At 40.7% G+C, this 13,134-nt stretch carries 14 protein-coding genes and 2 riboswitches; all 14 genes read right to left on the minus strand.

Annotation, left to right across the window (positions count from 1 at the left end):
• Position 1: 1 nt before the first annotated feature.
• On the minus strand, positions 2-205 hold the full coding sequence (gene thiS / locus ACRX5O_RS04705) for a sulfur carrier protein ThiS (protein ID WP_433904866.1): 204 nt from the start codon (positions 203-205) through the stop codon (positions 2-4).
• Positions 202-813 (minus strand): thiamine phosphate synthase, encoded by a 612-nt coding sequence (locus ACRX5O_RS04710; protein ID WP_433904867.1) that lies wholly within the window; start codon positions 811-813, stop codon positions 202-204. The genes thiS and ACRX5O_RS04710 overlap by 4 nt, the downstream gene beginning before the upstream one ends.
• Positions 814-823: 10 nt before the next feature.
• The gene (locus tag ACRX5O_RS04715) at positions 824-1,600 is read right to left on the minus strand and encodes an SDR family oxidoreductase (RefSeq protein WP_433904868.1); all 777 of its coding nucleotides are present in this window, start codon (positions 1,598-1,600) and stop codon (positions 824-826) included.
• Positions 1,601-1,611: 11 nt separating this feature from the next.
• A complete protein-coding gene (locus ACRX5O_RS04720; protein ID WP_433904869.1) occupies positions 1,612-2,613 on the minus strand; it encodes an ABC transporter substrate-binding protein in 1,002 nt (333 codons plus the stop codon).
• Positions 2,610-3,377, minus strand: coding sequence for an ABC transporter permease (locus tag ACRX5O_RS04725; RefSeq protein ID WP_433904870.1), 768 nt, complete (start codon positions 3,375-3,377; stop codon positions 2,610-2,612). Before ACRX5O_RS04725 ends, ACRX5O_RS04720 begins: the two co-directional genes overlap by 4 nt.
• Positions 3,374-4,126, minus strand: a complete 753-nt coding sequence (locus ACRX5O_RS04730; RefSeq protein ID WP_433904871.1) for an ABC transporter ATP-binding protein — start codon at positions 4,124-4,126, stop codon at positions 3,374-3,376. Before ACRX5O_RS04730 ends, ACRX5O_RS04725 begins: the two co-directional genes overlap by 4 nt.
• A gap of 13 nt (positions 4,127-4,139) precedes the next feature.
• Entirely contained in the window at positions 4,140-5,573 is a 1,434-nt protein-coding gene (locus ACRX5O_RS04735) for an acyl-CoA reductase (RefSeq protein WP_433904872.1), read from the minus strand.
• Positions 5,564-6,631: a LuxE/PaaK family acyltransferase gene (locus ACRX5O_RS04740; RefSeq protein ID WP_433904873.1), complete on the minus strand. Its 1,068-nt coding sequence runs from the start codon at positions 6,629-6,631 to the stop codon at positions 5,564-5,566. The genes ACRX5O_RS04735 and ACRX5O_RS04740 overlap by 10 nt, the downstream gene beginning before the upstream one ends.
• 13 nt (positions 6,632-6,644) lie before the next feature.
• The gene (gene thiH / locus ACRX5O_RS04745; protein WP_433904874.1) at positions 6,645-7,760 is read right to left on the minus strand and encodes a 2-iminoacetate synthase ThiH; all 1,116 of its coding nucleotides are present in this window, start codon (positions 7,758-7,760) and stop codon (positions 6,645-6,647) included.
• A 9-nt stretch (positions 7,761-7,769) separates the two neighbouring features.
• Complete coding sequence (locus ACRX5O_RS04750) at positions 7,770-8,540, minus strand: thiazole synthase (protein ID WP_433904875.1); 771 nt, start codon at positions 8,538-8,540, stop codon at positions 7,770-7,772.
• 100 nt (positions 8,541-8,640) lie between these two features.
• Positions 8,641-8,737: riboswitch (TPP riboswitch) on the minus strand.
• Positions 8,738-8,742: 5 nt separating this feature from the next.
• On the minus strand, positions 8,743-9,558 hold the full coding sequence (gene thiD / locus ACRX5O_RS04755) for a bifunctional hydroxymethylpyrimidine kinase/phosphomethylpyrimidine kinase (RefSeq protein WP_433904876.1): 816 nt from the start codon (positions 9,556-9,558) through the stop codon (positions 8,743-8,745).
• A 20-nt stretch (positions 9,559-9,578) separates the two neighbouring features.
• Positions 9,579-10,214, minus strand: coding sequence for a thiamine phosphate synthase (gene thiE / locus ACRX5O_RS04760; RefSeq protein WP_433904877.1), 636 nt, complete (start codon positions 10,212-10,214; stop codon positions 9,579-9,581).
• 14 nt (positions 10,215-10,228) lie between these two features.
• The gene (gene thiM, locus ACRX5O_RS04765; protein WP_433904878.1) at positions 10,229-11,044 is read right to left on the minus strand and encodes a hydroxyethylthiazole kinase; all 816 of its coding nucleotides are present in this window, start codon (positions 11,042-11,044) and stop codon (positions 10,229-10,231) included.
• 94 nt (positions 11,045-11,138) lie between these two features.
• A riboswitch (TPP riboswitch) is annotated at positions 11,139-11,251 on the minus strand.
• A 103-nt stretch (positions 11,252-11,354) separates the two neighbouring features.
• Complete coding sequence (locus ACRX5O_RS04770; protein ID WP_433904879.1) at positions 11,355-13,121, minus strand: methyl-accepting chemotaxis protein; 1,767 nt, start codon at positions 13,119-13,121, stop codon at positions 11,355-11,357.
• Between the last annotated feature and the right edge of the window lie 13 nt (positions 13,122-13,134).

Below are 13,134 nucleotides of genomic sequence, written 5' to 3' on the forward strand. Positions count from 1 at the left end.
ATCAACCTCCCCCAACAAAATGTACGAGTTCAATGTGATCCCCATGTTCAAGTATCATTGAGTCATAGCTATCTTTTGCAACGATGTCTTTGTTCCGTTCTACAATGACAACCTTTGGATTCAGCTCGTAAGATTCAATTAGTGTCATGATTGTATTTGTTCCTGTTCCTAATAATGTTTCTTTTCCATTAACGTAAATAATCATCTAGCAATCACCTCAAGTTCTTTATGATAACTGACAGCAGCTCTTACTGGATCATCCGCTCCAAAAATACCCGATAAGACAGCCACTCCACTAGCACCTGCCGTAAGTACGTCCTTTACATTTGAAGGGACCATTCCCCCGATTGCAATGACAGGAATAGCTACGTAGGCAGTGATTTCTTGTAAAGCATACAGACCACGAGGACGCAGTCCAGGCTTAGAAGTACTTTCGTAAACATGGCCAAATAGTAAGAAATCGGCACCCCTTTTTTCTTTTTCCAAAGCTTCACTGAGCGAATGTACGGAGCATCCAACTCGTAACATCGGATAATGCTTTTTTACCATTAGTACATCTTCGCCTCTATGGGAAAGCTGCACCCCACCAACTCCTCCAGCTAACGCCACACTTGACGATCCATTTAGTATCACCTTTGAAAGAGGGATATCAGCTTCTTTCATGCCTTGAATGAAGTGAAGAATTTCTTCTGGTGACCGATGATTCTCTCGTAAATGAATCCAATCCACATACGAGTGAATTTTTCGGGCAATTTTGATCATTTCTGCTTTTTCTTGCTGTCCTGTTGAAATGACATGCAATTCTTTTTTCATCATACGCTCCTTATTTCATCGTATATCCACCGTCAACGATGATGGTTTGACCTGTAACAAATCGTGCCCAATTGCTAGCTAAGTAAAGTGCCGTTCCTGTAATATCTTCAGGTCGGGCAATTCTCCCTAGTGGTGTCTCAGCAACAATGACTGATTTCACTTCCTCCTTTGTTCGTTTACTTGCTTCTGTCGGGTACACTAGTCCTGGAGCAATACAATTAACGGTAATACCAAACCTTCCTATATCAGCGGCTAAGTTTTGTGAATAGGTCATGACTGCTCCCTTGGCTGTGTTATAGTCATGGTAAGGTACAATCGGGCGATACAATAAATTGGTTGTCATATTAATGATTCGACCGAAGTTGATGTCTTTCATATGCGGTATCGAGTATTTACACATAAGATAGGTCCCCTTTAACGAACCATCGATTTGCCTTTGATAATCATCCCACTCTACTTCCCATGCCCATTTTCTTTCTGTAGGATCAAACAGGTATCCATAGAGGGCATTATTAACTACGATGTCGATCCGATCAAACTCATCCATTACCATGCTAATTAATCTTTTTACATCGTTTTCATTCGTAACATCCGCTTGAATCGCTAGACAGTCCACTCCATATTCTTTTTGTAATTTTTCCGCAAGTATTTCTGCCTTTTCTGCATTTTTTAAATAATTGATAACTACATGACACCCTTCGGAGGCGAAGCTTTCAGCAAATGCAGCTCCAATGCCTCGGCTTGAGCCCGTGATAACACATACCCTTCCTGCTAATGAGAGATTCACATCAACACCCCTTACTTCAGCTGCTCAACAAGTTCGTTCGTTGTAAGGTCTTCAATATTGACCGTTTTTTGTAATAAACCCATTTCTACGTAAGACGCTTCAACCTCTTTTAATACAGTAAAGTCGAACATACCGAGTCCTTTGTTGTTCTTACTTGTTTGGTTTCTAATAGCAATAATCTCTTTGTTTCGTGTGACATCGGTACCGTCCACTGCATGCTTCGTTGCAATATCAGCCGCCTCATCTGGATTTTCCATCGTATACTCTATGCTATCTTTATAGGCCTGGAGAAAACGGATAAGCAGCTCTTTCTTTTCGTTAAACACCTTTTCAGTAACAACAAACACATCAGATGGAGTATTTAGTACATCTTTCACTTCAACGATATTTACTTCGCCTAAGCCCTTTTGCTTGGCGTCATATAAACCGGTATCTGTAGCAGCAGTTGCAGCCACTTGTCCTTCCATTAAGGGAGCAAAATTAAGAACACCTGTTGCCGTTACGGTTATTTCCTCTTCCTTCACCCCTGCGTCATGCAAAAGCACTTGTAAATTTTGATATGTCCCACTTGCTAGGCTATAAACACCGACGTTTTTTCCTTTTAAATCCTCTATCGATTGGATATTGCTTTCCTTTAAGGAAACCAAGTTAAATACGTTTTCAGGATAAATATTATAAATGATCTTCAATTTTTCGCCTTTTTCGGCTGCTAACAGGACGGCTTCTAGGTTTGCGAAAGCAATATCAGCATTTCCAGCCAGGATGTTCTTAACCGCATCTCCTCCACCAGCACCAGGTATGTATTCAAATGTTAGATTTTCTTTTTCAAAAAAACCTTTTTCCTCAGCCACATATAAGTTGCTCTGTTCGACAATTGGTTTGCTCCATGAGGCCATTCGAATCGTTTCCATTTGTTTTTCCGTTTCCATTGGTTGACTACTTTCCTTTGAACAACCTGCTACTATGACTGTTAAAACTAGTAAAATAGGTAGTAATAATTTAGTGAATTTCACGAGTTTTTCCTCCGATAAGTTGTATATTTTCTTAAAAAAAGATGTTCGACGGCATATATCGAAGCGTACAAAAGAATGCCAATAGTTGTTAAAAGGATAAAGGCAGAAAATAATAATGGCGTATCCATCATTCCTTGTGCCACGATAATTAACGCACCCAATCCCTTATTCGCACCGATAAACTCACTAACAACCGCTCCAACCACACTAAGGACAAGCGCCACCCTCATACCCGAAAGCAAGTAAGGGATGGCAGTCGGTAGCTGCAGTCTCCACAAGGTTTGCCATTTGCTTGCTTTTAATAGCTGAAAAAGGGCTAACCGGTCCTTGTCGACTACTAATAAGCCCGTTATGGTACTTTCAAATAAAGGAAAGAAGCTGATTAATGCGACAATCAAAATCTTTGGCGTATATCCGTACCCAAACCATAGAATGAGAAGCGGAGCTAAAGCGACTTTTGGCATCGCTTGTGTTGCGATAATATAAGGCTTCAGAACAAGTCGAAGGGTGTTCGACTGTGAAACCAATAGGCCTAGCCCGATTCCGATGAGAGCACCTACAAAAAATCCGCTAATAATTTCAACTAGGGTTGTGAAAATATGTGGCAGAAAATACCCACTAAGTAACAGGGTGAAAAGATTTTCTGCAATCGTTGTTGGTGTGGGTAAAATTAACGGTGATATTTTCTTCACCTTTACAATCATCTCCCACAAAATAAGCAAGGAAATAAATAGTAGAGTCGAATATAGATAGATTTTCTTCATAGTTGAAGCCTCTCATTCATATCTTGCTGAAAGTTGAAAAAAGACTGATCAAATAAAATAGACTTCTGTCGTGGTCGAGTAAACGGTACTTGGTACTCTTGAAGAATTCTTCCAGGTTCCCCACCTAGAAGAATAATCCGGTCAGACAGGAAAAATGCTTCCTGCAGATCATGAGTGACAAATAATACGGTTGGTTTGTACGTATTGATTAATTCATTAAGTTGAACATGTAACTGATCCTTGGTAAAAGAATCTAGTGCAGAAAATGGTTCGTCCATCAAAAGGATTCGTGGCTTATCAAGTAAAGCTCGTACGATTGCCACTCTTGACTGCATTCCTCCCGAACACTCATATGGAAATTTATGAATCGCATCCGTAAGTCCGACACGATCTAGCATTTCCTTTGCCTTATGCATATCTTTTTCTGTCAATTTTCTCTTTAACTGGAGTGGAAGTACGACATTTTCCAAGATCGTCTTCCATTCTAGCAAAATAGGTTTTTGAAAAACGTATGAAAGCTCTTCGACCGGTTCTTTCACCTCATGTCCGCCTATTGTAATCATTCCAGTGGTAGGCTTTTGCATTCCTGCAATCATTTGGAGCAGACTCGTTTTTCCGCAGCCACTTTTTCCAACGATGCTGATGAATTCCCCTTCCTTCATATCAAGGGAAAATTGACGGATTGTATCCTTTTGATCTTTGTCATAGGTAAGACCAATCTCTTTTAATTGTATATATGGTGGCTGCATTTCCATTCTCCCCTTATATTCGGTTCGGATCATACGCATCCATTTCGATTTCTATGCTAGCCTCCACGTCGACCCAACGAACCAAATCGGCTAAATGAGGTCTGCCATCATGATGCCAACCAGGTTCTGGTTCTCCCATTCTGCCTAGAAAGGTAAGTCGATTGACTCCACATTGACCGAGCACTTCTATGATGGAACGAAAGTTGTTTGGAGTGCAGGCGACCCCAACGGTTTGTAATAATCCTCGTATTTCATTAAGATAGGAAGGTACATCGACAATGGACTGAACGGGAATCACATACACAAAGCGGTTTAATGGCGATATCGGAAACGAAGTAGCTTTCTTATCGTAAACAACCGTCCAAGAAGTACTTTTCTCGCTTTCGAAAAGTGCTATATCTTTCGTTTGAAAGGCTTGAAATTGAAAGGTTGAGCGAGTCTGAATGATCGCTTGATTTTCCTGTTCGCTTAATCTAGCTCTTGGCATTTTCACCTCATAATTATTCATTTCTTGCGCTAGCAAACTAGCAAATTCACGTACCGAGACATTCCCCTTTTCCTCGACAAAAAAGACATGAGGAGAAAGACAGGCTTGTTGATCAAATTGAGAAGCATCCTTCGCAGCCCTCCTGGCAGTTTCGGTTACGAGAACACGCTGTAAGCAGCCTTTTGCTATAAAGCCAGCACTTAGTTTATGTCCATGTGCATGTAGATTGACGTGAGGTGGAACTTTTTTTCTAATAGAATCAATGGACTTCTCGCTTCCATATGCGATCACTGCTTCTGACGAAGAGAATGCTATACTCTCTAATTCTTCTTCTCCACCTTTCCACCAAATGATGGCGATTGATTCCGCTAAGTCTCTGTCAATCTCTCTCAATGTTTCAACAAACAGAGAAGGAAACAAAGGCTCGGAGGAGGAGAGCTTCCCAAGTGTACTAGACTTAACTAAAAGACTACTCACTAAACTCCATAGCGGCAAGGCAGGAACATTTCCGGAAAATACATGCGTAATGAGCTCTGGTCCATATGCTCTTGTTAAGCCTCCTGATGAACGTGGACGAAAGCCGTCAAGGACGAGAGGATTGGGGAAATCCACCTCTACCATTCTTTGCAGCTTTTCTTTACGAAAGGAACGTAAATACGAATCTAAAAACACACGTATCATTTCCGAGTCATATCCCGTTACAATTGGAAGAAGCTCTTCCGCTAGTTTTCTATAGTGATAGTTCGGGTCAAGCCAGAGTTGAATGGCTTGGTCAAGGATGTCAATAATGTCATTCGTTTTCCGTGCTTGTAGCTTTAGTTGCTGCTGTCTTAGATGTAAAACGACTTGTTTCAGTTCCTCACACGTAAGTTTTGGTACAAGAAGTGTTAGAGAATCAAACGTACGTTCTTCATAAGATGGTGAGATCATGCTTGGGACACAACCAATTTTTAGTTCCATTTACTTACTCCGTTACGAAACTGCTCTACGGCGAGGGAACAGCCCTTTGCTTCTGCCCCTTCGCTTCTTCCTAACAAGTAAAATCCATCTTTTTCTGCAATCCCCAAGTCCTCCGCCATAACCCCAAGGACCGAATGGAAGTTGGCTAAATCATAATGAACGAGAATTCCTCGCTCTCCATCTTGTACACACAAACCATTTTCCGGATTGATGACAACTGTTCTTACCCAATGAGGGGCTTTTTGTCGACCAGATCCGTTTTGATCGTAGAACTGGGAGCTTAGTTCAGTCATTCCATACATGTTCACACAATCCTCAACGGGTAAGTTAAACGCTTCTGCCACCATTTGTTTAAATTGATCTGAACTCATTTCGATGGCTCGACCCTTAGAACCACCTGTATCCATTAAACGGCTTCCTTTTGGTAATTGAAATCGGAGGTTTTTGTCTTTCGTGTACTCAACAAAATGGATAAAGGAAAACGTAGCCCCTAACAAATATACAGGGGTGTTTGTACGTTCAGATTCTTCAATGAACGAGACAAGCTTTTCGAAATCATAAGCTCCATTGCTAGCGATATAAACACTCTCCTCTGTTCCGTAGTTGCGAATGGCTGTATACAAATACTGTGACAGAGAGGAATTTGGCATTTCCGTTGGATTCGGAAATAGTATAGCCATTTTCACTAGGTTCTTGTCTTTCATGATATTTTCTTCAAAATGAGTTTTCATTGAAGAAGTCCACACCTCTAAGTCACGGTGAAAATTTCTCCCTTGATTTCCACTTGTCGTTCCGCTTGTTTGAAAATACGTCTCCGCCTCTTCAATCGGTGTACAAGCAATGTCGGCCTCCTTAAAAGCACTTACTGGTACAGGAGGAATTTGCTGATACGATTCAACCATCGATGGGTTAATCTTTCTTGATCGACAAAACTTCCTGTAAATACGATTATTTTCGTACTGATAGGCGAAAACCTGTAAAGCTAATGAATCAAATGAATCTCTTTCTTCATCTTCAATAAAAGTGAGAATTCTTTGCTTGATATCTTCATAGTGCATGATGTGGCTCTCCTTATGATGAATGTGTCAGTATCTCCCAATCTTTTACGACAGGTTGGTAGCCAAGTTCTCTTAATGATTCCTTTACCTCAGCCACACTTCTTTTGTCCGATATTTCAAATTGGCTATGTGTGTGTTCTTTATTGGCATAGCCCCCAACAACGGTTGATGAGGCGGCAGACATTTTGGTCACTCCCAATGGAAGTAAGTGACGTCTTAGATCCGCGCTTTCTCTCGTTGATAGAGTCATACCTGCACGTGGTAAAAATAAACGGGATGCTAGCATTGCTTGAACCAAATTTTTATCTGTTACATCAACCTTTGGTTGAAAGCCACCAAGGTTTGGCCGAATTCGAGGAAATGATAGAGCAATATCCGTTTCAAGATAATTTCTTTGTAAATAATGACCATGAAGTCCAGTGAAAAAGACTTCCTTTCTCCACTCATCCATTCCTAGTAGTGCTCCGATATTGACGGATCTCATGCCAGCTTGAGCACCTCTTTCTGGTGCATCTAGTCGATAGCGATAATTCCGTTTCGGTCCCTTTAAGTGATGCTCTTTATAGATTTCTTCGTTGTACACCTCTTGATATACGGTTAATCCATCAATACCACGAGCAACAAGTGTTCGGTACTCTTCAGTGTCTAATGGCTGTATCTCAATGGATAAAGAAGAAAAATACTTTTTCATCACATCAATCGTTTCACACAAATAATCGACTGAGGAATGTAGGCGAGATTCTCCCGTTAGCAGGATAATATGGCGTAAACCCATTTTGACAAGCGCCTTCGATTCTTCTTCAATTTCAGACAATGTCAGTTTTCTACGTGGAAAGTCGTTATCGATACTAAAGCTGCAGTACGTACATTTGTTCACACAATAATCGGTTAAATATAGTGGTGCGTATAATTGAATCGTACGTCCAAAATGCTGTACGGTACGGTTATGAGCGATTTGTGCCATTTCTTCTAAACAATTTTCAGCTGCTGGAGATAAAAGAATTAAAAAGTCTTCTGTATGAAGTCTCTCTTTTTGCAAAACCTTTTTTACGTCTTGAGTGGTGATGGAGGAAAAAAAGTCGTCAAATGGGTAATTTTTTATTTTTACATATTCATCATAAAATGACATTTCACTCACCTACCCTAAAAATCCTGTTAATGGAGATGACGCTTGTGCTGTCGTTGTCGTCGGTCCTACTCCACTTAGGTAGGCTTTCCTTCCAGCCTTGACTGCTAGATCAAAGGCGATGGCCATTTCAACGGGATCCTTTGCTGTAGAAATGGCTGTATTTACCAGTACAGCGGCTGCCCCCATTTCCATCGCTTCGGCTGCTTCAGATGGCTTTCCGATTCCTGCATCAACAATGATTGGAAGCTCTATTTCTTCTATTAAAATTTGGATCAGTTCCTTCGTCCGAATTCCTCGATTTGAACCGATCGGAGATCCAAGTGGCATGATGGCTGCTGCTCCAGCATTTTGCATCGCTTTTGCTGCCATTAAGTCAGGGCTCATATAAGGTAGAACGACAAACCCTTCATTCGCTAGGATGTCAGTTGCCTTAGCCGTTTCGTAATTGTCGGGAAGCAAGTACTTTTGGTCGGAAATGACTTCGATTTTAATCCAATTACCCATACCGGCTGCTCTTGCAAGTCGTGCAATTCGAACCGCTTCGTCTGCGGTTCTTGCTCCCGATGTGTTCGGAAGTAAAATCATGTCTTTAGGAATGTCTTCTAGAATGTTCTCTTCTCCAGTAGCATTCAAGTCGACTCGTCTTAAAGCGACAGTAACAACCTGTGAACCGGATTGAGTTAGTGCTTCTTTCATTAGCTTGTGATTATAAAATTTGCCTGTTCCTGTTAGTAGACGGTTATGTAGCTGTGTGTTTCCAATCGTTAATAAGTCGGTCATTGTGGTTCCTCCTATAGGTTTGTTTTGGATAACAAAAAAGACTTACCAATCTTGGCAAGTCTTCACATTCTTACATGGAGCTCTTCCTCATAATAGAGCTCACGCAAAATGATTGCTTCCCTACGTTGGTTCTAACCAAATCAGGTTCAAGGGTTGGAAAGTTTCCTCTCAGCCTTAAGGCACCCCTAGCTAATTTTGTATTTTATTTGATTCCGATTTTTGCTTTATTTCGTTTGTAAGCCCAATGATTGGTTGGACCGTGACCGGATCCAATGTTTAGATCATCCTCAATGGCTGCCTGTATAAAGTCTTTTGCCACTTGCACCGCTTGAACAACCGGGCTTCCTTTTGCGAGTTGTGCGGTTATCGCAGCGGAAAAGGTACAGCCTGTGCCATGAGTATTTTTTGTGGAAATACGACTCGAAGTAAAGGTGTGAAATTGCTGTCCATCATATAAAAGATCAATCATTTCTTCACTTCCTTGATCATGGCCGCCCTTAATCATGACAGATTCAGCACCCATGACATGAAGCAATTTTGCTGCTTGCTTTCGGTCATCCATCGTCTCAATTTTTATTCCTGTAAGCACCTCTGCTTCGGGAATATTTGGAGTAACGATAGTCGCGAGTGGCAGTAATTTTTCTTTTAATGCTTTTACTGCTTCGTTTTGTAAAAGTGAAGCTCCACCTTTTGCAATCATCACCGGATCTACGACGATGTGTTTCATCTCATAAAATTCTATAAATCTCGCAACCGCCTCAATGGTGTCACTGTTAAATAACATCCCGGTTTTGATCGCATCTGGACGCAAATCTTCAGCAATCGATTGGAGTTGTTCTTTAATTCCTTCCAAAAGAACACTATAGACACCTTGTACCCCTGTTGTGTTTTGTGCGGTTACAGCTGTTATCACTGACATTCCGTACACATCTAGTTCTTGAAATGTCTTCAGATCGGCCTGTATGCCAGCCCCTCCACCACTATCTGAACCTGCAATGGTTAATGCCTTATTTACCATAGTGAATGACCTCTCTTTGACTAAAATTCATCAACTAATCTACGTAAAAGCTTGGTATGCTGTTGGATATGACTGGTTCGACAAATATCGGAAATGATCGCTAGGCCATTTGCTCCTGCTTTCATAACGGTTTCTCCGTTGACAGAATTAATTCCACCAATCGCAACAAGAGGCAGAGAGATTCCTGCGTTACGAAATTCAGAAAAGATATCCAAGTTTTGTTGTTTTTCGGTATCCTCTTTTGAAATCGTAGGATACATCGGTCCAATTCCTAAGTAATCAGCTCCGTCTCGAACAGCTTGAAGTCCCTCTTCAACCGTATGAGTTGATACACCAAGAATTTTGTTAGGACCGATTGTCTCTCTCACATATTTTGCATTTTCATCGTCCTGGCCAACATGAACTCCATCAGCATCAAGAGCAATAGCGAGTGGTAAATCATCATTGACGATAAATGGTATCCTATGTTTCGCGCAGAGTTCTCGTAGTTTTTTTCCAAGCTCGTACTTCTCTATCTCTCCAAGAGAATTGCTCCCTTTTTCTCGGTATTGAAAGCACGTTATTCCACCTTCAATCGCTAAAGCTAACGTTTCTTCAGGTGTTCGATCCATGCAATCTTGACTGCCCATAATAAAATACAGTTTTAGAAATTCCATTTTCCCTATGCTCCTTATATGGTTGTGACTTTTGAATACACTTTGGCAAGGTCTACCACATCAGAGGATGAAGTGAGCATAAGTTGGTTAAGAAATTCCATCTGGAAAGTGCCTACATGATGGTCTCCTGTCGCTAAAACTGCACGCTCAGCAACTGCTCCATAAAAGGCTGAGGCTCCTGCAGCCGCTAGTAAATGATTAGTTTCAACACTTACAAACGCTCCTACGACTGATGAAAATAAGCAACCAGTCCCAGTTACTTTTGTTAGAAGGGGATGCCCGTTTGAAATAATAATCGATTCTTCACCATCAGAAACAACATCGTCTTTTCCGGTAACCACAACGGTCATATGTAATTTTTGTGCTGCAATACGAGCGAGATCTGCGATATTGCCTTCACCTGTTCCTACGTCAACTCCGCGTGTCTGCCATTCTTCTCCAATCACGTTGGCCACCTCGGCAGCATTTCCACGTAATATGCTAACGTTCACTTCAGATAGAAGTCGTTTAACGGTATTTGTGCGGTATGGTGTTGCACCAGCTCCAACAGGATCAAGCACGACTGGAACTCCTTTTTCATTCGCAGCTTTACCAGCGATGATCATCGCTTCTACTTCAGGTTCCCTTAATGTGCCGATATTGAGCACAAGGGAGTTCGCGATGCTTACCATGTCAGCTACTTCTTCTTTGGCATAGGCCATAACTGGTGAAGCACCAAGAGCTAACAACCCATTTGCAACAAAATTAGTGACTACCACATTCGTCATATTATGAACTAACGGTGATTGCTCTCTTACTCTATCAATTAATGTTAAAAATTCCTGACTCATTTTTCCCTACTCCTTTCGTATAAAAAACTATCACAAGACAAAAAAAGCCAGATTCTTATAGAACCTGGCATAGTTACGAAACAATAAACATTCATCTTCGCAGTAACTACTTCCCTCCGCTGGTATGAGCCAGATCAGGTTCCAAGAGTCGAAAACTGAATATTGTTTTCTCTCAGCCCGAACGTACGGGCCCCCCTAGTAGATATCATATAAAACTATAATTCCATCATAGTGGAAGGTTTTTCATAACGCAACTATAAATTATTTAAAAAGTAAAAAAGTTCCCCCTGTACCAACAGGAGGAATCCTATTAAATCGTAAATTTCCTTAAAACTTCTTTTAAGCTAATCGCCATTTCATTAACTGTCTGAACAGATGAAGCGATTTCCTCCATCGTTGCCAATTGCTCTTCAGCTGATGCAGCAACTGCACGTGAGGAAATGGAATTAACCTTTGCAATTTCTATTAGAACTTCAATATTGGCAGTTACATAGTTGGAGCTTTCCGTCATTTTTTGCACATATTGATGAATAGACTGAATCGTCTTACGTATGTCTGTGATAGAGTCAGTAATTTGTGTAAAAGATCTTCCCGCCTCGTTTACAGCAATTGACCCATTTTCTACCTCAAGTGTGCTCTTTTCCATCGCCTTTACAGCTTGATTTGTACCGGTTTGTATTTTTAAAATAAGATCAATAATTTCGTTAGAAGAGCTCTTAGACTGTACGGCAAGTTTACGCACCTCATCAGCAACAACAGCAAAGCCTTTCCCATGCTCACCAGCCCGTGCTGCTTCAATTGCAGCATTTAAAGCGAGTAAATTGGTTTGATCAGCAATACTTGTGATCACTTTCGTTATTTGACTAATTTCCTTTGATTGACTACCAAGGTTATCAATCACTTCTGACACTTCTAAAACTGAGTCATGTATTTGCGTCATTTGCTTAATCGCATGCTGTACGACCTTGTTTCCGTTTTTAGAGACTCCGTCGACCATAGTGGCTGAAGCTTCCAGTTCTTCTGATGAAAGGGTTAGTGTTTCTTGAATCGTAGCCAATGTGTTCATTGTATGTATGGTTTCATTTACACTTTCTAATTGTTTATGAGAGGCGGTGGCCACCTCTTGAATGGAATAAGTAATACTTTCTGCCCCTTTCGCTGTTTCCTCTGAGCTTGCTGTTAAATCCTCCGCAGACGCAGAAACCTGTGTGGTTGTTTCATATGCTTGGGAAATCAATGCTCGAAGGTCTTTTACCATCCGGTTGAAAGTAATGGTTAACTCACCAATTTCATCATTTGATGTGATCTTCATATCTGCTTGACTAAAATCCCCTTCTGCAACCACTTGAATTCTCTCTGATAAACGACGGATCGGACCGTGAATAGAATTCATTAATACAATGGCAACTAATACGGAAATACCAATAACTATTATTGTAAGGATCATTGTCCAAAGTTGGACTTGATTTCCGTTAGACATGATTTCTTCTCCCAGCTGTTCTACGCTATTATTTTTTTCGTCAGCTAAAGCTTTTAATTTTGCCATCGTTTGTTCTGCTTTAAACTTTTCAGAACCAACATTAAGTAATGCTTGACGCTTTTCTCCGCTATCAAACACGTCAAAAGCATCCTTCATCATAATCTCATTCCATTTGGCACTATCGGAAATGACCTTTTTTACTGTGTTTTCATCTTTGTTCCCCGCAACGTAAGTCAATAACTTTTCTTCTAACTGTTTACTAAGCTGTACATTGCTTTCAAAGCTTTCCTTTGCCTGGGGAGAACCTTCAAGCATGTACTCATTTACGAGCCTTAATCGCTCAGCCATGAAAAATCGTAAATCTTGTAAATGATTTAATTGCTGTGATTCTTCTAGAATAAGTGATTTTGCTAATTCATTTGCCTTTTGGGTATTGATCATGGAGTATATAGCTAGTCCACTAGAAACTAGTAACACTAGCCCGAAGCTAAGCATGATTTTTTTTCGAATACTTTGTGGTTGAATTCGAATTTTTAATATCGGAAAATTCTTCATACTGCCAATACGTTGTTTTAACCATATTCCTAAAGACCTCAATCCCTACACTTCC

This window comes from Robertmurraya mesotrionivorans (assembly GCF_050971805.1).
In the GTDB taxonomy this organism is placed as follows: Bacteria; Bacillota; Bacilli; order Bacillales; family Cytobacillaceae; genus Robertmurraya_A.

Bases quoted from the DNA above. Each gene is read 5' to 3' on its own strand.
- thiS (WP_433904866.1), bottom strand. From the start codon at position 205: ATGATTATTTACGTTAATGGAAAAGAAACATTATTAGGAACAGGAACA.
- ACRX5O_RS04710 (WP_433904867.1), bottom strand. From the start codon at position 813: ATGAAAAAAGAATTGCATGTCATTTCAACAGGACAGCAAGAAAAAGCA.
- ACRX5O_RS04725 (WP_433904870.1), bottom strand. From the start codon at position 3,377: ATGAAGAAAATCTATCTATATTCGACTCTACTATTTATTTCCTTGCTT.
- ACRX5O_RS04730 (WP_433904871.1), bottom strand. From the start codon at position 4,126: ATGCAGCCACCATATATACAATTAAAAGAGATTGGTCTTACCTATGAC.
- ACRX5O_RS04735 (WP_433904872.1), bottom strand. From the start codon at position 5,573: ATGGAACTAAAAATTGGTTGTGTCCCAAGCATGATCTCACCATCTTAT.
- ACRX5O_RS04740 (WP_433904873.1), bottom strand. From the start codon at position 6,631: ATGCACTATGAAGATATCAAGCAAAGAATTCTCACTTTTATTGAAGAT.
- thiH (WP_433904874.1), bottom strand. From the start codon at position 7,760: ATGTCATTTTATGATGAATATGTAAAAATAAAAAATTACCCATTTGAC.
- ACRX5O_RS04750 (WP_433904875.1), bottom strand. From the start codon at position 8,540: ATGACCGACTTATTAACGATTGGAAACACACAGCTACATAACCGTCTA.
- thiD (WP_433904876.1), bottom strand. From the start codon at position 9,558: ATGGTAAATAAGGCATTAACCATTGCAGGTTCAGATAGTGGTGGAGGG.
- thiE (WP_433904877.1), bottom strand. From the start codon at position 10,214: ATGGAATTTCTAAAACTGTATTTTATTATGGGCAGTCAAGATTGCATG.
- thiM (WP_433904878.1), bottom strand. From the start codon at position 11,044: ATGAGTCAGGAATTTTTAACATTAATTGATAGAGTAAGAGAGCAATCA.